General features: G+C 62.6%; 22 protein-coding genes. 13 read left to right on the top strand and 9 right to left on the bottom strand.

The genetic code is table 11. The annotated features are described in order from the left end of the window. The first annotated feature begins 240 nt into the window (after positions 1–240). The gene (locus A9K68_RS11470; protein ID WP_029350080.1) at positions 241–726 is read left to right on the top strand and encodes an Lrp/AsnC family transcriptional regulator; all 486 of its coding nucleotides are present in this window, start codon (positions 241–243) and stop codon (positions 724–726) included. Here A9K68_RS11470 and A9K68_RS11465 read toward each other — a convergent pair. From A9K68_RS11465 to A9K68_RS11450, 4 genes are all read right to left on the bottom strand, one after another. After that, entirely contained in the window at positions 723–1,388 is a 666-nt protein-coding gene (locus A9K68_RS11465; protein WP_065012012.1) for an HAD family hydrolase, read from the bottom strand. The genes A9K68_RS11470 and A9K68_RS11465 overlap by 4 nt on opposite strands. Then, entirely contained in the window at positions 1,381–1,953 is a 573-nt protein-coding gene (locus tag A9K68_RS11460; RefSeq protein ID WP_065012011.1) for an SIS domain-containing protein, read from the bottom strand. The genes A9K68_RS11465 and A9K68_RS11460 overlap by 8 nt, the downstream gene beginning before the upstream one ends. Positions 1,954–1,960: 7 nt before the next feature. Further along, positions 1,961–3,451 carry a D-glycero-beta-D-manno-heptose-7-phosphate kinase gene (gene rfaE1, locus A9K68_RS11455; RefSeq protein WP_065012065.1) on the bottom strand — a complete coding sequence of 497 codons (1,491 nt, stop codon included), beginning with the start codon at positions 3,449–3,451 and terminating at the stop codon, positions 1,961–1,963. A 150-nt stretch (positions 3,452–3,601) separates the two neighbouring features. Further along, complete coding sequence (locus A9K68_RS11450; RefSeq protein ID WP_065012010.1) at positions 3,602–4,234, bottom strand: LysE family translocator; 633 nt, start codon at positions 4,232–4,234, stop codon at positions 3,602–3,604. 166 nt (positions 4,235–4,400) lie between these two features. Between A9K68_RS11450 and rfaD the strand changes: the two genes are divergently transcribed. The 3 genes from rfaD to waaC are packed head-to-tail and all read left to right on the top strand — an operon-like array spanning position 4,401 to position 7,314. Beyond that, complete coding sequence (gene rfaD / locus A9K68_RS11445; protein ID WP_065012009.1) at positions 4,401–5,351, top strand: ADP-glyceromanno-heptose 6-epimerase; 951 nt, start codon at positions 4,401–4,403, stop codon at positions 5,349–5,351. Further along, on the top strand, positions 5,324–6,331 hold the full coding sequence (waaF, locus tag A9K68_RS11440; RefSeq protein WP_065012008.1) for a lipopolysaccharide heptosyltransferase II: 1,008 nt from the start codon (positions 5,324–5,326) through the stop codon (positions 6,329–6,331). Before rfaD ends, waaF begins: the two co-directional genes overlap by 28 nt. Beyond that, positions 6,328–7,314 (top strand): lipopolysaccharide heptosyltransferase I, encoded by a 987-nt coding sequence (waaC, locus tag A9K68_RS11435; RefSeq protein ID WP_065012007.1) that lies wholly within the window; start codon positions 6,328–6,330, stop codon positions 7,312–7,314. The genes waaF and waaC overlap by 4 nt, the downstream gene beginning before the upstream one ends. A 266-nt stretch (positions 7,315–7,580) precedes the next feature. Here waaC and greA read toward each other — a convergent pair whose 3' ends face one another. After that, positions 7,581–8,054, bottom strand: a complete 474-nt coding sequence (gene greA / locus A9K68_RS11430) for a transcription elongation factor GreA (protein WP_065012064.1) — start codon at positions 8,052–8,054, stop codon at positions 7,581–7,583. 284 nt (positions 8,055–8,338) lie between these two features. Further along, positions 8,339–8,878, bottom strand: coding sequence for a tetratricopeptide repeat protein (locus A9K68_RS11425; protein WP_065012063.1), 540 nt, complete (start codon positions 8,876–8,878; stop codon positions 8,339–8,341). Positions 8,879–9,075: 197 nt separating this feature from the next. Here A9K68_RS11425 and A9K68_RS11420 point away from each other — a divergent pair, with 197 nt between their 5' ends. Continuing rightward, positions 9,076–9,501 carry a DUF3775 domain-containing protein gene (locus tag A9K68_RS11420; protein ID WP_029350061.1) on the top strand — a complete coding sequence of 142 codons (426 nt, stop codon included), beginning with the start codon at positions 9,076–9,078 and terminating at the stop codon, positions 9,499–9,501. A 65-nt stretch (positions 9,502–9,566) separates the two neighbouring features. Here A9K68_RS11420 and A9K68_RS31690 read toward each other — a convergent pair whose 3' ends face one another. Next, positions 9,567–9,740 carry a hypothetical protein gene (locus A9K68_RS31690; RefSeq protein WP_163602972.1) on the bottom strand — a complete coding sequence of 58 codons (174 nt, stop codon included), beginning with the start codon at positions 9,738–9,740 and terminating at the stop codon, positions 9,567–9,569. Here A9K68_RS31690 and A9K68_RS11410 point away from each other — a divergent pair. From A9K68_RS11410 to A9K68_RS11395, 4 genes are all read left to right on the top strand, one after another. Beyond that, entirely contained in the window at positions 9,670–10,578 is a 909-nt protein-coding gene (locus tag A9K68_RS11410; RefSeq protein ID WP_163603107.1) for an extensin family protein, read from the top strand. The two genes, A9K68_RS31690 and A9K68_RS11410, sit on opposite strands and share 71 nt — an antisense overlap. A 194-nt stretch (positions 10,579–10,772) precedes the next feature. Continuing rightward, the gene (locus A9K68_RS11405; protein WP_065012005.1) at positions 10,773–11,573 is read left to right on the top strand and encodes an extensin family protein; all 801 of its coding nucleotides are present in this window, start codon (positions 10,773–10,775) and stop codon (positions 11,571–11,573) included. A gap of 88 nt (positions 11,574–11,661) precedes the next feature. Continuing rightward, positions 11,662–12,369, top strand: a complete 708-nt coding sequence (locus A9K68_RS11400) for an LssY C-terminal domain-containing protein (RefSeq protein WP_065012004.1) — start codon at positions 11,662–11,664, stop codon at positions 12,367–12,369. Between the two features lie 155 nt (positions 12,370–12,524). Beyond that, a complete protein-coding gene (locus tag A9K68_RS11395) occupies positions 12,525–13,835 on the top strand; it encodes a hemolysin family protein (protein WP_065012003.1) in 1,311 nt (436 codons plus the stop codon). Positions 13,836–13,897: 62 nt separating this feature from the next. On the opposite strand, the gene A9K68_RS11390 is transcribed toward A9K68_RS11395, so the two are convergent. Both A9K68_RS11390 and A9K68_RS11385 read right to left on the bottom strand, forming a co-directional pair. Beyond that, on the bottom strand, positions 13,898–14,563 hold the full coding sequence (locus A9K68_RS11390) for an aldolase (RefSeq protein ID WP_065012002.1): 666 nt from the start codon (positions 14,561–14,563) through the stop codon (positions 13,898–13,900). After that, entirely contained in the window at positions 14,560–15,576 is a 1,017-nt protein-coding gene (locus tag A9K68_RS11385) for a LacI family DNA-binding transcriptional regulator (protein WP_065012001.1), read from the bottom strand. Before A9K68_RS11385 ends, A9K68_RS11390 begins: the two co-directional genes overlap by 4 nt. Before the next feature lie 358 nt (positions 15,577–15,934). Here A9K68_RS11385 and ltnD point away from each other — a divergent pair, with 358 nt between their 5' ends. The 4 genes from ltnD (at position 15,935) to A9K68_RS11365 (ending at position 20,605) form a co-directional block, all read left to right on the top strand. After that, positions 15,935–16,879 carry an L-threonate dehydrogenase gene (gene ltnD / locus A9K68_RS11380; RefSeq protein WP_065012000.1) on the top strand — a complete coding sequence of 315 codons (945 nt, stop codon included), beginning with the start codon at positions 15,935–15,937 and terminating at the stop codon, positions 16,877–16,879. Positions 16,880–16,897: 18 nt separating this feature from the next. Beyond that, a complete protein-coding gene (gene otnI / locus A9K68_RS11375; protein ID WP_065011999.1) occupies positions 16,898–17,716 on the top strand; it encodes a 2-oxo-tetronate isomerase in 819 nt (272 codons plus the stop codon). Further along, the gene (otnK, locus tag A9K68_RS11370; RefSeq protein WP_065011998.1) at positions 17,713–18,990 is read left to right on the top strand and encodes a 3-oxo-tetronate kinase; all 1,278 of its coding nucleotides are present in this window, start codon (positions 17,713–17,715) and stop codon (positions 18,988–18,990) included. The genes otnI and otnK overlap by 4 nt, the downstream gene beginning before the upstream one ends. Positions 18,991–19,693: 703 nt before the next feature. After that, positions 19,694–20,605 carry a hypothetical protein gene (locus tag A9K68_RS11365; protein WP_156768564.1) on the top strand — a complete coding sequence of 304 codons (912 nt, stop codon included), beginning with the start codon at positions 19,694–19,696 and terminating at the stop codon, positions 20,603–20,605. Positions 20,606–20,629: the final 24 nt, after the last annotated feature.

Here is a 20,629-nt window from a genome sequence, read left to right as displayed (position 1 = left end):
CCGGACGCGAATGAAGCGTCCGGCACAAGGATCAATATCGGCCCCTAATCTAGGTGTTGCAGGCGACGCCAGCAAGACGACCGCGCCGTCGTCCCCGGAAAGCTTCCGCACAAACAGACGATCCATGAACATCTTGCGCGGTGACTGTCCGAAAATCACCGACTGAGGGATGGAATGGACACCGAAGTCGTTTAATTACAAGATCACGAAAGATTCTTGCGTGAAGCGCCGAAGGTATCCATGCCGCTCAAAGCCGATCTCGACGCCATCGACTGGAAGATCCTGCGCGAGCTTCAGCACGACGGGCGCATGACCAATGTCGAGCTGTCCGGCCGCGTCGGCATTTCGGCGCCGCCATGCCTGCGCCGTGTCAGGCGGCTGGAAGAGACCGGCATCATCCGCGGCTATCGCGCCCTGCTCAATGCGCCGGCGCTCGGCCTGGATGTCGTCGCCTTCTGCCTCATCGGCCTGCATCACCAGGCCGATGCGGAGCTGAAAACCTTCGCCGAACGCACCCGCGGTTGGCCGATCGTGCGCGACGCCTGGATGGTATCGGGCGAATCCGATTTCCTGCTGCATTGCGTGGCGAGCGACCTCGGCGCCTTTCAGACTTTCGTCATCGAGGAACTGGCCTCGGCGCCGAATGTCGACACGGTGCGCACCGCACTGACCATCCGTCGCGTCAAGGACGAAGGCCTGGTGGCTTTCAGCGAAATGAGAACCTAATCCCTGCCGAGTTCGGCGATGGTCTCGCAGAGTTTGTTGTGATCGTTGCTCGTCGTCAGTTTGCGCGTCGCGAACATACCATCGCCAGAAGTCCGATTTGATCTGCCGTGCACCAGCCAGCCTTCGCATAGCCCGGCTCGCCGTCCGGCTTCCATATCATCAGCCTTGTCGCCGACGATGATCGATCGGCTGATATCCACGCCCAGCAGATCGCGGGCGCGCAGAAGCATGCCCGGATTGGGCTTGCGCATCGGATGGTCACCTACTGCGAGTTCACCCGTCCCGCTCGAATGGTAGGCGCAGGCGAGCACCAGATCGATCCGGCAATTCTGCGCTTCGAGAAGCGCTAGCAGCCAGGCATTGACTGCGGCGAAATCCGGCCAGCCGAAATAGCCGCGGGCAATGCCCGACTGGTTGGAGACTACGACCGCAGGAAGGCCGACGATGTTGGCCGTTCGGATCACCGGCAGCATCTCCGGCCGCAGCACTATGTCGGCCGGATCGCTGGGATAGCCGCTATCGACGTTGATGGTGCCGTCGCGGTCGAGGAACAGCGCCGGGGTGCCAGCTGGAAAGGCCGCAGTACCGATCCGTTCGACCCAGAGTCCCGGCTCTTCGAGCTGATACGGCTGCGAGGTCGTGACAGCGTCCCTGTCAGCCATCACAGAGGCGCGCTTCGACCATTTCGCACAGATGATGATAGAGACAAAGATGCCCCTGCTGGATGATCGGTGTCGAGGTCGAGGGCACGTTGAGCAGTATGTCGGAGAGCGGCTTGAGCTTGCCGCCGGTGTCGCCGGTCAGGCTGATCACCGTCATGTCCATCATGCGCGCCTGTTCGGCGGCGGCAAGGGTGCTGGCCGAGTTGCCGCTGGTCGAGATGGCGAGCAGCACAGCACCCGCCGCGCCATGTGCCTCGACCTGGCGTGAAAACACCGTGTCGAAGCCGTAATCATTGCCCCAGGCGGTCAGCACCGCCGCATTGGCCGGCAGTGCGATGACGTTGTAGGCCTTGCGCTCCTTCAGGAAGCGGCCGACCAGTTCGCCGGCGATGTGGATGGCATCGCTGGCCGAACCGCCATTGCCGCAGATCAGCAGCGCCTTGCCTTGCGAAAGCGCCGCGACGACGGCGGTCACCGCCCGCTCCATCTCGCTGGTGAGGTCGCGCTCGACCATCGCGGTGATCGCGGCCGCCGAGCGGACCAGGTATTCGTTCAGTTTGGACATGAAAACCTCAGTTTGTACTGCCGGCGCGCAACTTGCCGATGGTGCCGGTCGTGCTCTTGCCGACGACGAGATCGACCAGCACGACGCGGCCGCCCGCCTTTCGCACGATTTCGGCACCGACCACCTGATCGATCGTATAGTCGGCGCCCTTGACCAGTATGTCGGGCTTGAGCGCCTCGATCAGCGCGAGCGGCGTGTCCTCCTCGAAGACGACGACGGCGTCGACCGAGGCAAGCGCCGCAAGCACGCAGGCGCGGTCATGCTCGTCGTTGACCGGGCGTCCCGGCCCTTTCAGCCGGCGCACCGAGGCATCGCTGTTGAGGCCCAGAACCAGCCGGTCGCATTGACTGCGTGCCGCGTGCAAAAGGCTGACATGGCCGGCGTGAAGGATATCGAAGCAGCCATTGGTAAAACCGACACTCAGGCCTTCGTCCTTCCACGTCGCCACCAGCCTTGCAGCGGCAGCGGCATCGAGGATTGCGTCCTTATGGGCAATCGGGCCGTGCGAGCGAAACAGCGCGCCGGTAAGCTCTTCGACCGTCAGCCGCGCGGTGCCGCGCTTTCCAACCACCACGCCACCCGCCGCGTTGGCAATGGCGGCGGCAATGACGCGGTCGGCGCCCGCAGCCAGAGCCAGCGCAAACGTCGCGATGACAGTATCGCCGGCGCCTGAAACGTCGAACACTTCCCGCGCCTGCGTGGCGATGTGGTGGGCATCGTCCGAGCCGACGACGCTCATGCCCTTTTCGCTGCGCGTCGCGACGACGAAATCGAAGCCGTGTGCCGAGATCAGCTCACGTGCCGCGGCCACGATCTCGTCATCGCCAAACACCGCGCGTCCGACCGCTTCGCCGAGTTCCTTGCGATTGGGCGTGATCGCCGTCGCCCCGGCATAGCACGCATAATCGCGGCCCTTGGGGTCGACGAGCACCGGTTTTCCCGCCTGGCGGCAGATCGAGATCAGCTCGCCGGCGACGCCGTCGAGCAACATGCCCTTGCCGTAGTCGGACAGGATAACGATGTCGGCTTGCGCGAGCACGGCGCGGAAATGCCGGACCAGCGTTGCTCGCTCAGCGTCGCCCAGCGGCTTGATTTCCTCTTCGTCGAAGCGCAGCACCTGCTGGTTGAGCGCGCTGAAGCGGCTTTTCGACGAGGTCATCCGGTTCGGGTCCTGCGCGAGGCCGCCAGTGTCGACGCCAAACTCGGCGAGAATGCGCATCAGATTGACGCCGGCCTGATCGGCGCCGATCACCGAGACCGGTATCGCGGTGGCCCCGAGCGAGACGATGTTGGCGACGACATTGCCGGCGCCGCCCATCGCCGACGTTTCGCCACGCCCGCGCAGCACCGGAATGGGCGCTTCAGGCGAAATCCGCTCGATGACGCCGTTGACGAAACGGTCGAGAATGAAGTCGCCGACCACCAGCACGGTGACGTTGCCGAATCGCGAGATGGCGCGGTGAAGGGGTTCGGGAGAAGGCAGGTATTGCTCGCTCATGTCATCCGCGACGTGCAATGAGAGCCGGTCCCCAAGCTGTGAAAGCGCTGGACTGGCGGGCTGGTCGTTCATGGCGAAGCCGATATACCGCAATTCGGTCCAGCGCAACGGCAGGCATCGAACGGACCACAGCCAACGCCGGTTGACGGATCAGCTTTTCTGCAAAGCCACATGAACGCCCAATCCGACGAGCACCGCACCGCCCGCACGCCGCATGAGGCGCTGCGCGTGGCTCGAGCGCCGCAGCCTGGTGACCAGCGCACCTGCCAGCACCACGCACATGACATCCGCCGAAGAGAACATCAGATTGACGATCGTCCCGAGGACGAGGAATTGGAGCCAGACGGGAAACGTCGCGGACGCGTCGATGAATTGTGGCAGGAACGCCATGAAAAAGATTGCAGTCTTGGGATTGAGCACCTCGACGGTGATACTCTCGAAAAAGGCGCGGCGGGCGGATTTCGGCTCAATACCAGGCATGACAGCATCGTCTTGCGCCCTGGCGCGAAACAGCGACACACCCAGCCAGATCAGATAGAGTGCGCCGGCCAGCTTGACCGCGATGTAGAGCGTCGGCACGGCGTGGAAAAGCACGGACAACCCGGCAGCGGCGGCGACGACGTGCACATAGCCGCCAAGATGGATACCCAACGCCGCCGTCAGGCCGGACCAGCGGCCGCGCGCCATGGTTTGCGCAGCAGCGTAAAGCATCGCCGGACCGGGGATGTAGGCAAAGATCGCCGTGGTGGCGAAAAAGGCGATAAGCAGTTCGGTTGACGGCATTATCCTTGCTCCTGTCGTGCCTCGCCGGTGGATCGTCGACTGAAGCGAAAGCTTTGCGGCGGCACTGTGGCGCTCACCCAACCGCCGGATTGCGACCTGCTTTATCGACAGCCCCGCAAGCGTCCCCTATAAGGGCCGGAATCGGCACGAGATACCAGAGGCTTTCATGATCATCGTCACGGGCGGCGCCGGCATGATCGGCTCCAACATCGTCGCCGCGCTCAATGCCGAAGGGATCAGCGACATCGTCGTCGTCGACGACCTGACCGACGGCCACAAGATTGCCAATCTCGCCGACCTGCAGATCGCCGATTATCTCGACAAGGACGATTTCCTGCCGCGGATGGAGGCCGGGGACCTCGGCCGCATCGAGGCCGTCTTCCACCAGGGCGCCTGCTCGACGACCACCGAATGGAACGGCAAGTTCATGATGGAGGTGAACTACGCTTATTCGAAGCGGCTGCTGCATGCCTGCCTGGCACTGCGGGTGCCTTTCCTCTACGCCTCCTCAGCATCGGTCTATGGCGGCGGCGCCGAGTTTCGCGAGGAGCCGGAATGCGAACGCCCGCTCAATGTCTATGCCTATTCAAAGAAGCTGTTCGACGACTATGTCCGCCGCACCGTCTTCGATACCGATCATTCGCCGGTTGCGGGCCTGCGCTATTTCAACGTCTATGGACCGCGCGAGGCGCATAAGGGCGCCATGGCCTCGGTCGCCTTCCATCTGTTCAATCAGGTCGAGCAAGGCCAGAACCCGAAACTGTTCGGCGCCTATGACGGTTTCGGACCTGGCGAGCAGAGCCGCGATTTCATCCATGTCGGCGATGTCGCCGAGGTCAATCTGTGGCTATGGAAACGGGGCTCAAGCGGCATCTTCAACTGCGGCACCGGCCTTGCCCAGCCGTTCCGCGCCATAGCCGAAACGGTGATCGGCACGCTGGGCAAAGGCGAGATCGAGTTCATCGACTTCCCCGACCACCTGAAGGGAAGCTACCAGAGTTTTACGCAAGCTGATATGTCCCGGTTGCGCGCTGCCGGTTACAATGGTCAGTTTCGCACAGTGGAAACCGGCGTCAGAGACTATGTCGAATGGCTGAAAGCCCAACGATCCTCGTGATCGGCCCACGCTGGGTGGGCGACATGGTGATGGCGCAGTGCCTGTTCTCGGCGCTAAGAGAGCTTCACCCGAACGCGGCGATCGATGTGCTGGCCCCGGAATGGGCGGCGCCACTGGTCAAGCGCATGCCCGAAATACGCCAGCAGATCAATCTGCCGCTGAAATCCGGCGCGCTGGGATTCCGCATGCGAAGGCGCTTCGGCCGCCTGCTGCGCGGCCACTACGGCATCGCCTATGTCATGCCTGGGAGCTGGAAGTCGGCGCTCGTCCCGTTCTTTGCCCGCATTCCGCGCCGCGTCGGCCATCTCAAGGAAATGCGCTACGGGCTGCTGACCGATATCGTTCCCTTGCCCGACCATTTGAAACGGCGCACGGCGCAGGCCTATTTCGGCCTCGCGCGAGGGGGCACGTTCCGCGCTCCCAAGCTCGCTGTCGATACAAAAAACCAGGCGGAACTGCTGGGCCGCTTCGGGCTGGAGGCGAAAAAATTCCTCGCGCTGATGCCCGGCGCCGAATTCGGCCCGGCCAAACGCTGGCCGAGCGAACGCTATGCCGGCCTTGCCCGCGACATGATGGCCAAAGGTTTTGAGGTCGCGCTGTTCGGGTCGAAGAACGACGCCGACGTAACGGCGGAAATCGCCACGCTTGCACCTGGCGTCGTCGATCTCGCCGGCCAGACGCGGCTGGAGGACGCCATCGACCTGATCGCCGCGGCCAGGCTTGCGGTGTCGAACGACAGTGGGCTGATGCATGTTGCCGCCGCAGTCGGCACGCCGATCGTTGCCGTCTACGGCTCGACCTCGCCGCAGAATACGCCGCCCCTCGCCGAGCAGCGCGAACTGGTCTGGCTCGGCCTGTCCTGTTCGCCCTGCCACCGGAAAATCTGCCCGCTCAGCCATCTCAATTGCCTGAACACGCTCGAGGTTGCACAGGTCGCGGCAGCGGCGGAACGGCTGCTGGAAATGCCGGCCGCCGCATGAGGGTGCTCATCGTCAAGACATCCTCGATGGGTGACGTCATCCACACCTTTCCGGCCGTCGAGGATGCGCGCCGCAACCGGCCGGATGTGTCGCTCGACTGGTGTGTGGAAGAGGCTTTTGCCGGCATCGTGGCGCTGCATCCGGCGATCGCAACCATCCACACAGTGGCAATCCGGCGCTGGCGCACAAGCCCACTCGGCCGCGGCACATGGCGCGAGGCAGCGGGATTGCGCCGCGCCTTGCGAGATTGCCGCTACGATCTCGTCGTCGACGCGCAAGGATTGCTGAAGTCGGCCCTGGTGGCGAAACAGGCCGCGGCGCCGATCGTCGGCTTCGACCGGTCGAGCGCTCGCGAGCCTTCGGCGACTTTGTTCTACGACCGCCGCTACGCTGTGCCGCGCGATCTGCACGCCATAGAACGCACAAGGCGGCTGTTCGGGCTGGCGCTCGGCTATGAACCGGATTTTTCCGGGCTGGAGTCCGGCATCATGCCGCCGGCCGGCGGTTCGAACTTTGTCGGGGGAAAAACCGCGTTCCTGCTGCATGGCACCAGCCGCGAGGACAAGAAATGGCCAGTCGGCGACTGGATCGAAACTGCCCGGCTTCTCGTGGGAAGAGGAATGACGCCGGTCACCACCTGGTCTAACGACAGGGAAAAGGCGATTGCCGAGGCGATCGCCCAAGCCGTTCCGCAGACCGTGCTGGTGCCGAAATCACCGCTTGCCGAGATCGCCGCGATCATCGGCCGATCGGTGCTGGTCATCGGCGCGGACACCGGTCTCACCCACCTCGCCAGTGCCTGCGGCCTGCCGACGGTCGCGGTGTTTCTGGCGACAGAACCCGGCCTGACCGGCCCGCGCGGGCCGTTCTCGTCAACGCTGTTGGCCGCGCCCGGCGGCCGTGTCGTGCCTGCGGAAGTGGTGGCGGAGGCGGAGAGGCTTTTGGAGCGCCAAGCGCACGATCTGGCAACCGGAAGGCGTTGATTTATTGAATCAATCCAAATGGAAAGGTCGGCGCCGCCCCTCATCGCCCTGCCGGGCACTTCTCCCCGTATAGTGACGGGGAGAAGGACGCCGTAACCGACGGGGTTCGCCAATTATCAGCGTTGCAGGACAGGCGCCGAGTTCGCGTCCAGCCCCACTTCTCCCCGTCACTATACGGGGAGAAGTGCCCGGCAGGGCGATGAGCGGCAGCGGAAACCTCGGGCTAAAACAGTGCGATTCAGGAACAAACCCTGCCCGCTCTACCCCTAGATGAACTGCACCTGGACGATCTCATAGCCCCGCGCACCGCCTGGCGCGTTGACCTCGATCGCATCGCCGACTTCCTTGCCGATCAGCGCCCGCGCGATCGGCGAGGAGATCGAGATGCGGCCGGACTTCACATCCGCTTCCTGGTCGCCGACGATCTGGTAGGTCTTCTTCTCTTCCGTGTCCTCGTCGACCAGCACCACGGTCGCGCCGAACTTGACCTTTTCGCCGCTGAGCTTGGTGACGTCGATCACCTCGGCACGGGCGATGAAGTCCTCGAGCTCGTTGACGCGACCCTCATTGAGGCTTTGCGCCTCTTTCGCCGCGTGGTACTCGGCATTTTCGGAAAGATCGCCATGCGAGCGCGCTTCGGAGATCGCTTCGATGATGCGCGGCCGCTCTTCCTGCTGGCGCCAGCGCAGTTCTTCCTTCAATGACGCGAACCCCTCGCCTGTCATCGGGACCTTATTCATGATGCCTGACCTTTCCTGCCGCCGCCCCCGCATTCCGGGAGCGACCTTGTCGATGGGTACAAAAAGAAAACGGTCCGGCAGCCTCGGGCTAACGGAACCGTCTCACCGCAATTTCCCCCAATATAGCAATCCTCGTGGGTTTTTCACGCCAAAAAATCGGTTTTGAAAAATTCACCCGCCATTTTTTTGAAATGCCGTCACGGCAGCACGGCTGGCCGGGCGAGCGGTAAAAAAACCGGCTGCGATTGCTCACAGCCGGAGTGAGGAGCGTTTTGGGCTTCGAATCAGCTCTTCATGAAACGGTCTATCTGCTCAGACAGCATGCCGTACTCACGAGATCCCTTGCCGGTGCGCTTCTCGATCTCGCGGAGCTGTTCCTGGGCGCCGGCGAGATCGCCGATCTGCAGATGCGCCTCGCCGAGATATTCACGTACCAGCGTATAGTTCGGATCGATGCGCAGCGCTTCCTCGTAATAGCCGAGACCGACGGTGACGCGTCCTGAATGGCGGTGCGAATAGCCGAGGTAGTTGAGGATGCGAGGGTCTTTCTTGTCCGCAGCCAGGCTGAGCACGGCGATCGCCTCGTCATAACGTCCGGCCATCGCCAGCGCGCGGCCGGCTTCATAGATGTTGTCGTCGTCCAGCATGCCTTGCTTGGGCGCAACGCATTTCTTCAGCTTCTTGTCCCAGACCATGCCTTTCTTGCACTGTGTCGTCTGGCCGCCACCACCACCGCCTCCACCTTCACCGGCCGAAAACACCGGAACGGCAAATAGCGGCAGGGCGGCAACCGCCAGAACCTGGATCAGCAATCGTCTGCGCATCGAACCCTCCTTGAAGAATGACAATGCAAGACTAACGCCGGGCAAAAGCCGTTTCATCCCGGAAAAAAGTCATGGCCATTGAACGCTTTTTGAACGGTCCGCGCCAGTCGGAAAATAGAAGTGCCGAACATGACGTGACGAGCGCTGCAAATTCGCTATCATCCAGCAAACGGCAACGGAGTATGCGGAGAAAGCCAGTGCAGCGGCGCCTTGAAAAGGAATGGGAGCTTTCGATCGGTCCCGACACCGTGCGCCTGTTCATCCTCAAGGCGAAGGCGCTGAGCGCCGCCGTCAACGAAGACTATGCCGATGGCGCCGAGCACGAGGTCGAACTCGACGGCGAGGCGCATGACAATCATCATCATGACGGTCTCGTCGAGGAAAGTTCCGAAAACCTCACCGAAGAAGAATTGCGCGAACTGATCAACGACCTCAATGTCGACGAGGCGGCCGAACTGGTCGCCCTGGCCTGGGTTGGACGCGGCGACTATGACGCTTCGGAATGGGCCGACGCGCTGGCGGCCGCGCGCGAGCGCGCCAACAAGCGGACGGCGAAATATCTGCTCGGCATGCCGCTCTTGGCCGACTGGCTGGAGGAAGGGCTGGAAGCGATCGGTGCGTAACACCGGGGTTACCGTTCGTGATCGGCCAAAACCCTCGTTCAGGCAACTTCCGCATTCGCTCACCGTTAACGGCGAATGGCGGCGCTGACCCCTCCCACATTGATCAGATTGGCCACATTGATCAGATTGGCCGGATTGAACAGATTGGCGCTACCTTTGGCGGCGGCGATGCTGTCCGCAGGATCGGCCCTGGCCCAAGCTCCGGAATTGCCTGAAGCCGTGCCTGTCCCGGAGCTCAATCAGCCGCAACCAGCGCAAGAAGCCGCGCCTGCCGACGTGCCGATCCCCGAACCGCGCCCTGCGGATGGGCCAAAGCCTGATCAACCTGCGACCGACAAAATGGACCAGCAGACGTCGGACCAGCATAAGGAAGCCCGGCCGGAGCCGCCGGCAATCGCTCCAACGCCGAGCGAAAAGCCCGCCGAGGCCGAACCACCGGCCGCCACCACGAAACCACCGGAGAAGCCGGCGCAAGCGCAGGAGAAAGAAATCCCTCCCGACCCGCGCTCGGCCTCTGTGCCGCAGGAAAATATGCCGGACGAGGAACTTGCTTGCCGGAGGCGGCTGAAGTCGATGGGTGTCGACTTCGAGGAACGCAAGGCCGAGCACGATGCGGCGGTCGGCTGCTCTATCCCCTATCCGATCGCGCTGAAGACGCTGGGCAAGTCATTGGATATCCACCCCGAAACCGAGCTGAACTGCCAGATGGCCGAGGCCGCCGCGCGCTTCGCTGCCAATACCATCCAGCCGGCGGCCAAGGCCGAACTCGGCGCCAATCTCAAGTCGGTCGGCCAGGCATCCGCCTATGTCTGCCGGCCGCGCCACGGCGGAGGGAAACTGTCCGAGCACGCTTTCGGCAATGCGCTTGATATCGCGAGCTTCACCTTGTCGAACGGGAGAAGGATCGACGTCGGCCCAGTGCCGCCGGAAAAAGACGCGAAATTCCTGAACGCGGTGCGCAAGGCAGCCTGCGGACCGTTCAAGACCGTGCTCGGCCCGGGCAGCGATACGGATCATTCGCAGCATCTCCATCTCGATCTTGCACCGCGCCGCAACGGCGGCACCTTCTGCCAGTGACGACCGACATGCGCGCCGCAATTTGGCCGCAGCCGTAAACGCGGCCGCTGATTTTTCCTTTACTCTTGGCGGTTAAGCTCTGTCTCATCTGATCATGAGCCCGAAAAGTGGGATCCGGTTTTCGGAGAAAGATCATGATCAAACAACGAGACAGAGCCTGATCGGGACCAGGCTCGGGGACAGGGATCTTGTCGATGGCCGGGATATTTCGCGCCGCGCTTGTCGCCGTGCGGCAAACCAGACGCGCGCGCATGATTCCCGGCGCGCTTGCCATCGCAGCGATCTCGGCATGCACCACCGGCAGCGTACTTTCGCTGGAACCAGCCGTCGATGTCGGAAGCCAGACATCAGCCGTTCCGAACTACGCGGGCATGCAGCGCCTCGTCCCCTCCAACCCATACATGACCGCCGCCTATCCGCGCATGGACGAGCCGATGGCGCCAACCGAACAGATGCCGGCCAGCGAGGTCGACTGCCGCAAGGAATTGAAGCGCCTGGGCGTCGTCTACACCGACCTTGCGCCGATCCGCGAAGGCCAGTGCGGCATCGACTATCCAGTCAAGGTCTCGGCTATCGGCAGCATCGGGATGAAGCCGGCCGCGACACTGACCTGCGACATGGCCGCCACCTTCGCCGGCTGGACCAGGAATGAACTCGTGCCCTCCGCCCGCTGGCGTTATTTCTCCGGCGTCAAGACCATTCGCCAGGGCTCGAGCTATTCCTGCCGCAGGATCGCCGGCGAAGGCGTGCTGTCGGAACACGGCAAGGGCAACGCCCTCGACGTCATGAGCATCGAGCTCGGCAATGGCAAAGATATCGACGTGCGCAAGCCCGGCCTATTCGCCTTCCGCACGCGCGGCTTCCTCAACACTGTGCGCGCCGACGGCTGTGAGTATTTCACCACTGTGCTCGGCCCCGGCTACAATTACGATCACCGCAACCATTTCCATTTCGACATCAAGAACCGCAAGAACGGCTACCGCGCCTGCCGCTGAGCCCAAGCGATGCCCACTGCCCAAGTTCTGCGCCGCCGCGTAGAATGACGCCGCATAAGGTGATGCCGTATCGCCTGGGTGGTATCTCGTGAGCCGACGAAGCCTTCGACGACGCGCAACGATCTGGCTGGTGGCGTTCTGTGCCGGCTATCTCGTGATCGCCTATTTCGCCGCACCGGAATTCTGGACCCTGCGGGACCGCAACTTCCGAACGCAGCGCTTCGAGATGGTGACGCACACGCCGCAGGGCATTGCGGGCGATCCGATCAATGTCGGCCTCGTCGGTACCAAAAAAGAGCTGGTCCACGCCTTCGCGGTCGCCGGATGGGACACGGCCGACGCCCTCACGCTGAAGACCGCGATCGAGATCGGCGAAAGCGTGCTGTTCGATCGGCCCTATCCCGACGCGCCGGTCAGCCGGTTGTTATTTGAAGGCCGTGCACAGGATCTCGCCTTCGAGAAGCCGGTCGGCGACAGTGCCGACCGGCGTCATCACGTCCGCTTCTGGCAGACAGATGCGACCGGAGACGATGGCCGGCCGCTCTGGCTGGGTGCAGCAAGCTTCGATCGCGGCGTCGGCCTCAGCCACGACACCGGCGCGATCACCCACCATATCGGTCCCGACATCGACGCCGAGCGCGACTTCCTGATCCGCGACCTTTCTGCCGCAGGCATGCTGATCTCGACCAGCGAGATATCAGGCATCGGTGCGACAAAGACCGGGCGCAATGGCGGCGGTGATCCCTATTTCACCGACGGCAAGGCGGTAGTGGGCGTGCTGCTGCAGTTGCCGTAGGCGCAAGACGAGCCGCTGGCCTCCGGCTCACGTCGCCCTGATCGAGCATTTTTCGTCGCCACCATGGGATGCCGTGTGAGATGGTTGCGCCCGCCGCCATGAAAAATGACGTCCATCTATTTTCGAAGACCTCACCGCAATGCTATTGACCCCTCATGCTTTACGCTGAAATCGCTATCGTGGTCGTCCTCATCTGCGTGAACGGCCTTCTGGCAATGTCCGAGCTTGCCATCGTCTCGTCACGGCCTGCCCGCCTCATGGCGATGATCGACCGCAACGTGACGGGTGCCGGACGCGCCTTGGCGCTCGGCTCCAATCCAGGTAAATTCCTGTCGTCCGTGCAGATCGGCATCACCCTGGTCGGTGTTTTGTCAGGCGCCTTTTCCGGCGCCACGCTCGGTGAGCGGCTGTCCGTGTTCCTGGCATCGACGGGCATCCGCGAAAGCCTTGCCGACCCGATCGGCGTCGGCATCGTCGTCGCCCTCATCACCTACTTCTCGCTCATCATCGGCGAACTGGTGCCCAAGCAGATCGCGCTGCGCGATCCCGAACGCGTCGCCGCCAGGGTTGCTCCGGCGATGACCATCCTTGCCACCGTCTCGGCGCCGCTGGTCTTCCTGCTCGACATTTCCGGCCGCGCTATGCTCTGGCTGCTTGGCCAACGCGGTGAAAGCGAGGAGAAGGTCACCGACGAGGAGATCAAGATGCTGGTCGCCGAGGCCGAGCATCACGGCACCATCGAATCCGACGAGCGGCGCATGATCGCCGGCGTCATGCGGCTCGGCGACCGCGCCGTCCGCGCGGTGATGACGCCGCGCACCGAGGTCGACTGGATCAACCTGCAGTCCGATGACGTGGCGATCCGCAAGCTCTTGATGGAGACCCAGCATTCGCGCCTGCCAGCCGGCGATGGCAGTGTCGACGCCATGATCGGCGTCGTCCAGACCCGCGACGTGCTGGCCGCGATGCTTGGCGGTCGCGCACTCGACCCGCGCCGGCACGTGCGCACCGCTCCCATCGTCCATGACCAGGCCGACGCGCTGGATGTCCTTTCGACACTCAAGGAATCCAACGTGCCGATGGCGCTGGTCCATGACGAATACGGCCATTTCGAAGGCATTGTCACCCCGGCGGACATACTGGAAGCCATCACCGGCGTCTTCCGGGCGGACCTCGACGCCGGCGACGAGGAAAACGCCGTCAAGCGCGAGGACGGCTCGTGGCTGCTCGCCGGCTACATGCAGGCCGACGAGATGGCGGACGTTCTCGGCATCGACCTGCCCGAGAACCGCGACTACGAGACTGTCGCCGGTTACGTGCTGTCGCACCTGCACCATCTGCCGACGACCGGCGAATGCGTGGACGCGCAGGGCTGGCGCTTCGAGGTCGTCGACCTCGACGGCCGCCGCATCGACAAGCTCATCGCCACGCGCCTGCCCGGCGGCCATCGCGAAATCGTGCGCTAACAATCAACAGGATGTATGGGCCTGTTCGCAAGCAGGAATGAGCCTGTTCCGGTTAGGGTGTCCTAATGGTGGTGCCCGTCTTGCTCCGGCAAGGATATCCCGAAAACCCGCACCAAATCGGCGACCTGTTCCGGCGACAGGTGGCGGGGATTGAGGCCGCGCAACAGCAGATAGAGCTTTGCGGTTTCTTCCAGCTCCTCGGTAGCGAATACGGCGGCCTCGAGCGTTTCGCCCGCGACCACAGGACCGTGGTTTGCCAGCAGCACTGAGGAGTAGCGCCCGGCGAGGCCCTTGATCGCAGCGACAACCGCCGGGTCGCCTGGGCGATGATAGGACACCAGCGCGGTTTGTCCGGCGCGCATAAGGTAGTAGGGCGTCATCGGCGGCAGCACCGCCTTGGAATCTATTTCCGGCAGCATGGAAAGGGCGACTGCGTGGGTCGAGTGCAGGTGCACGATGGCGCGCGCCTCTGCCCTCGTCTGATAGAGCGCAGTATGCAATGGAATTTCCTTGGTCGGCGCATCGCCAGAGGTCAGCCGGCCTTGCGCATCAAGGCGTGAAATTCGGCCAGGATCCAGGAATCCCAGCGAGGCATTGGTGGGTGTGACCAGCCAGCCGCCATCATCGAGCCGCAGGCTGATATTGCCTGATGATCCCGGCGTCAGCCCGCGCTCGAACAACGAACGTCCGAAGCGGCAGATATCGTCCCTCAGCTTGGTTTCAGTCACGTCGTCGCTCCTTCAATCAGCTCGAACCCGATATCGACCACTGCGGATGGTCCGTCGGAGCAGACGAGCCGTGCTCCGATCTCACCGACGGTCACGCGCGGCGTCAGGATGGTCGAAAGTGGCTGCGGCGCACTCCTGGCTACATCGAGACCGTTGTAGCCGAAGATCGCCAGCCGGTCCGGTATGGTGATGCCGTGGGCGAGAGAGTGGAAATAGCCGCCGATCGCCATGTCGTCGTTGGAGAAGTAAACCGCATCCAGATCGGGACAACGCTCCAGCAATCGAGCCAGCCCGTCGCGCCCGGCTTCGATCGAAGATGCGGCACGGATGATTTCTTCTCCGATGATGCTCAGCCCAGCTTCGCCCAGGGCCGCGCGAAACGCTGCGAAACGCTTGGCCGCGCGGAGGTCCAGGCTGAGGTCGTGGCCGACATAGCCGATGCACCGATAGCCGCGCGACATCAAATGCTGAGCGCTTGCCCGGCCTGCCTTGCGGTTGGAAAAGCCCACCACAATGTCGATCCCCTCCCCATCGATATCAAGCAATTCGGCCACTCTGATGCGGGCGTTCCGCAGCATGACTCCGGTGCGCTCTGTGTGCTCGAGCCCCGCCACCATAATCCCGGCTGGACGCCAGCTGAGGAGTGACTCGATGACGCTCTCCTCTCGCTCCGGATCGTAGTCGGTCACCGCGACGACAGGTTGGAAGCCGGCGCCGACCAGTACCGTATTGGCGCCGCGCAGCACATCCGGAAAGACGATGTTGCTTAGCGAAGGAATGACGACACCGACGAGCTTGGACCCCATGGAGGCCAAGGTTCCCGCGATCCGGTTTGGCACATAGCCGAGGCTCCGCGCGGCAGTGAGTACACTCTCGCGTGTCTTGGTCGAGAAGGAACCATGCCCGCGCAACACGCGCGAGGCGGTGCTTTCGCCGACGCCAGCCGCGCGCGCGACGTCGGTGAGGGTTATCGTCGCGCCGGTTTGCGTACCTTCTTCTGCTTCGCTCTGCATTCCAGTTTCTCAGCTCGATGCGTTGGTACGACTCCAATTCCTCACGCTTCTTTTGTCACATTCAGGCGGCGCACTCAACAGAAATTGGCAGCGCTGCCACTTTTCGTTGGCAGCGCTGCCATTCTCATGCTATCGGGCTATGCAAGCGCTGCCAAATTCAGCCGGGGCGTGAGACCCTGAGAAACCACCCTACGTTATGGGAGGAAACAGATGCTATCTCAAGGATCTGACAGGAACGAGCCAGGTCGGCATGTACGCGCTGGCCGCAATTCTAGTGGTCGGCGCGATCCTGGTTCTGACGGTCCCACCCAAACTGGTCAACCGCTAGCCGAACCGCCTCATGCAGGGAGTTTCCATTATGACCACCACCGACAAGCAGAAGGATATCCCAGCTGCAGCCGCGCCACGGGTCGCGGTTATTGGCCTCGGTTCGATGGGATTTGGGATGGCGGCATCGCTTCACCGCGCCGGGTTCGAGGTGACGGGCTTCGACGTCAACGAGCAGATGGTGGCGCGCCTTGTCGCTAACGGCGGGCGGGGGGCACAAACTCCCGCCCAGGCCGCCCAGGCCGCGGACCTCGTGGTTTCTGTCGTGGTCAACGCGGCGCAGACCGAAGCGATCCTCTTTGGTGCCGATGGAGTGGCCGAAACCCTGCCAGATGGCGCGGTGTTCGTCTCCTCAGCCACCATGGATCCTGACGTTGTACGAAATCTGGCCGCCCGGCTGGAAACCACCGGACGGCTCTATCTCGACGCGCCAATCAGTGGCGGGTCGGTCCGCGCGGCGGAAGGCGCCCTCACCATTCTGGCCTCCGGCAGCGCCGCCGCCTTTGCCAGGGCGCGGCCCGCACTCGACGCGATGGCAACCAGCCTTTATGAACTTGGAGATGAACCGGGCGTCGGCGCCGCATTCAAGATGATAAACCAGTTGCTCGCCGGTGTGCATATCGCGGCAGCGAGCGAAGCCATCGCCTTGGCCGCACGGCAAGGGCTCGATATTCGCAAGGTCTACGAGGTCATCACCGCCTCGGCCGGCAACTCATGGATGTTCGAGAACCGGATTCCGCACGTGCTCGACGGCGACTATGCCCCACGCAGCGCCGTCGACATTTTCGTCAAGGATCTCGGTATAATCCAGGATATGGCGCGCAGCGCCAAGTTCCCCGTGCCGGTCGCGGCCGTAGCGCTGCAGATGTTCCTGATGACCTCGGCGGCCGGGATGGGGCGCGATGACGATGCGTCGGTCGCCCGACTCTACGCAAAGATCACGGGCACCGACTTGCCCGGCGAACCGCAAACCTGACCAGGACCGGACCCAGCCATGCCCCGCTTCGCCGCCAATCTCACCATGATGTTCAACGAATGGCCGTTCCTCGACCGGTTCGCTGCCGCCGCCGCTGCCGGCTTTGAAGCGGTCGAGTTCCTTTTCCCTTACGAGCATAGACCCGATGCGATCGCGGAACGCCTCGCAAAGAACGGTCTTAGCCAGGTCCTGTTCAACCTGCCGCCCGGTAACTGGGCTGCCGGTGAGCGTGGACTGGCCTCCCTGGCAGAACGGTTCGACGAGCTTCAGGTCGGCGTTGAAACAGCGCTCTCCTACGCAGAGGCGACCGGCGTCAAGCGCCTCCATCTCATGTCGGGGATTGCCTCTCGCGACGACAAGGAAGCTGTCGAGGCCTACCGGAAGGCCATCGTCTGGACGGCCGGGAAACTTGCCGACCGAGGCATCGATCTCTTGATCGAGCCGATCAACGGCCGTGACATGCCGGGTTACTTCCTCAACGACTTCGGCTTCGCTGAAGCTCTCGTCCGCGACCTGGCGCTACCCAATCTCAAGCTGCAATTCGACATCTACCATCGCCAGATCATGCATGGTGACGTCACCATGGCGCTTCGCCGGCTGATGCCGCTCATTGGTCACATCCAGATCGCCAGCGTGCCTTCGCGGCATGAACCGGCGACCGGGGAACTCGATGATCATTTCATTTTCGACGAGCTGGACCGGCTAGGATATGCCGGCTTTGTCGGCTGCGAATACCGGCCGAGGAGCAAGACGCTCGACGGGCTCAGCTGGCTCGCTGCCTATACCGGCGAGCGCCAGCGCCCAATTTCCGGTGCCAAGCGTGGAGTTCTACCATGACGCTCTCGCTCGGCTGCATCGCGGACGATTACACCGGTGCCTCGGACCTGGCGAACACGCTGGCCAAAGAGGGTCTGCGTACGATCCAGACCATCGGAATTCCCACGGACGACCTGGCTTTGCCCGAAGTCGATGCGATCGTCGTTTCGCTGAAAATCCGGTCGATCGCCGCATCTGAGGCGGTCGAACGTGCCCGTGCCTCTGATCGCTGGCTGCGCGAGCGCGGCGCCGATCATGTCATGTACAAGATCTGTTCCACCTTCGATTCGACTGACAAGGGCAATATCGGCCCGGTGCTCGATTCCCTGCGCGCCGATGCCGGTGAAACAACGGTGCTGGTGACGCCGGCCTTTCCGCAGACCGGTCGCACCGTTTATCAGGGCAATCTCTTCGTCGGCGCGGCGCCGCTCAACGAAAGCCCCCTTAAGGATCATCCGCTCAACCCCATGCACGATGCCAATCTGGTCCGCGTTCTAGCTCGACAGAGTGCTGTGGCGGTTGGACTCGTCGATCTCTCAATCGTTGCGCGTGGCGCGGAGGCGATCGTCGAGCGGCTGGCACAGCTGGCTTCTGATGGGAGCGGAGCAGCCATCACCGATGCCGTGTTCGAGAGCGACCTCGAAGCAATTGGTGCGGCGGCACTTCGTCAGCGATTGTCGATCGGAGCCTCGGGTTTGGGATTGGGTCTTGCGCGCGGCCTGATTGCAGCGGGCACCGTACGTCGCCACGAGAGGACTGCTGTTTACGGCAAGCCGGTCGCGGGACCAGCAGCTGTTCTTGCCGGAAGCTGCTCACAGGCGACCCTGAAACAGATCGCCAAAGCCGAGCAGACAATGCCCGTCCTGCGGCTCGATCCGGAAAAGCTTATGAACGGACGGGAGGAGGCAAAGCTTGCCCTCGATTGGGCGGCCGAGCGGATGGCCCGAACTGCCGTCATCATCGCCAGCAGCTCGAACCCGGATGATGTATCTAGGCTGCAAACCCGCTACGGACGCGATGCGGTCGGCCAAGTCATTGAGCAGTCCCTTGCGGCGATTGCCGAAGGCCTGGTGGAACGGGGCGTGCGCCGCCTGATCGTCGCGGGCGGAGAGACATCTGGCGCGGTGGTCGACCGGCTTGCCATTCCCGCATTTGGCCTCGGGCAGGAAATCGTTGCGGGCGTGCCCGTGTTGCACAGTATTGGAGGTCGTCACGGCGACATGGTGTTGGCTCTTAAATCGGGAAATTTCGGCGGCGAAAGCTTCTTCGCGGACGCTCTGGCCATCATGGCGTAAGCCGTGGCGGATCTGGGTCGACACCGGACCGGCAGCTTCCAGGCCGGGAATGTCAGAAGCGGACCTTTAGGCCGCCGTGTGCATCGGCTTGAACTCACCCAACCTGGACTTGCTAGCCTCATTCCCTTGCCGAAAGCGGACGCCTGGCTCCTGGGGGTGCGCTATTTGAGCCGACTGCCTCGAGAGAATGAAAGTCAGCAACGCCGACCGGCAAAACATTAGTGAGGCCCTGCTTACCGTTATAATTCACCGGCTCGCTTTAAGTGCAGACGGCTGGGAGAAGAGCCATGCCAATTCATCTTGGTCACCGCGGTGGCGGCCACACCCGTCCGACGCGTCTCGGACCTCAGGGCCGACTATCAACGTCTCCTACGGGCTGTCGGGTGTGATAACGAGTGTCCGTTTTGCTGAGCTTCGTCTGCTCCCACGGTCACTTGTGGGTTCAACTACGCCTGTAGTTGTAGGATTGTTTGCTTAAATTCTCCCTACGTCTTGCCAAATGTCTTCAGGAAACAAAGAAGAATCCAGTGAAAATTGACCCTCCTTTCCTGAATTGTTATGCTAGAGCCTTGCGTGAAGGGGGCCAGCGCTTTGCAAGAGTGCTTTCCTGCCCGGGGCTAGCGTCTCTCTCTCTTTGCCATGGGTTTTAGGAGGATACACCATGTGGCCCAACCAGCTGCTGCTCCTGCTCGGGCTGACTACTATGGCCGCGCTGGCTGCTTCGGCGGTTGCGGCCCAGAACGGCTATTACGAACCGACCCGCCTGATGACTGGGGACGTCGAGCCGATGTCCCCGCAGGCCGGTCAGGCCGCGCAGGCGGAGAAGCTGCCGACGCCGTTACCCATGTACAGTTTTCAGCTGGCAATCGACGACGAAACAAAACTTCGCCAAATCCTAAGGAGCATGCGCGACGACTTGATAGAGGAACTCCCGATCGGACAGTTGATCGATCAGATCCGGCAAGGCGATGGGAGGAGCCGAGAGAACATGTCGCGGGGCCTCACCGGTCTCGGCGGCATATTCGGGCATGCCTTGCTCAAGGCCGCAGAAGCCAAGTCGCCCGCCGGCATGTTCGAGCCTGACCTCAAGATCATCATAGACGCGCGTGGTCACATCGACGGCTATTTCTTCGACCATCAAGACAAGGGCGGTTACCTCAACGTTACGACCCAGATCACCATCGGGATGCCCAACGGCACCGTCGACATCGACCGTTTCAGATACGAAGTTGGGATCGGCGACAACGTGTTCCAAGTGCTCGGAAAGAACACCGCGGATCCAAACAACGTGTTCCCCGGCGGTGACATTCCGGTCAACGCTCACACGGCGGCTCTTTTCAACTACAAGCTTTGGGCCAAGGGGGTGCTGATCAAGGTGGAAAGGCTGTGGGTAGACCACGATCATGACGGCTTCTTTGAGCCGAACGAGCGCGTCATGATGCGCGATCATGGCGATTGGAGAGACAACTACCGACATCTTCTGCTGCCGGACCCGGAAGCCTGCATCGACATGATGTTCTTGTTCTATCCCCCAGAGACCCTGCCGCCCGGGGCCGCGCCGCCCTACTACTGTCTCGGCCGCTGCAAGAATCCGCCGCTGATCAACACCAAGTAACGCGACCTGCCAAGTTGGCGGCCT

The organism is Mesorhizobium sp. AA22 (genome assembly GCF_001672375.2).
Lineage (GTDB): Bacteria > Pseudomonadota > Alphaproteobacteria > Rhizobiales > Rhizobiaceae > Mesorhizobium > Mesorhizobium wenxiniae.
Note: the sequence above shows the minus strand (reverse complement) of the source record. Positions and strands in the feature narration are given on the sequence as shown.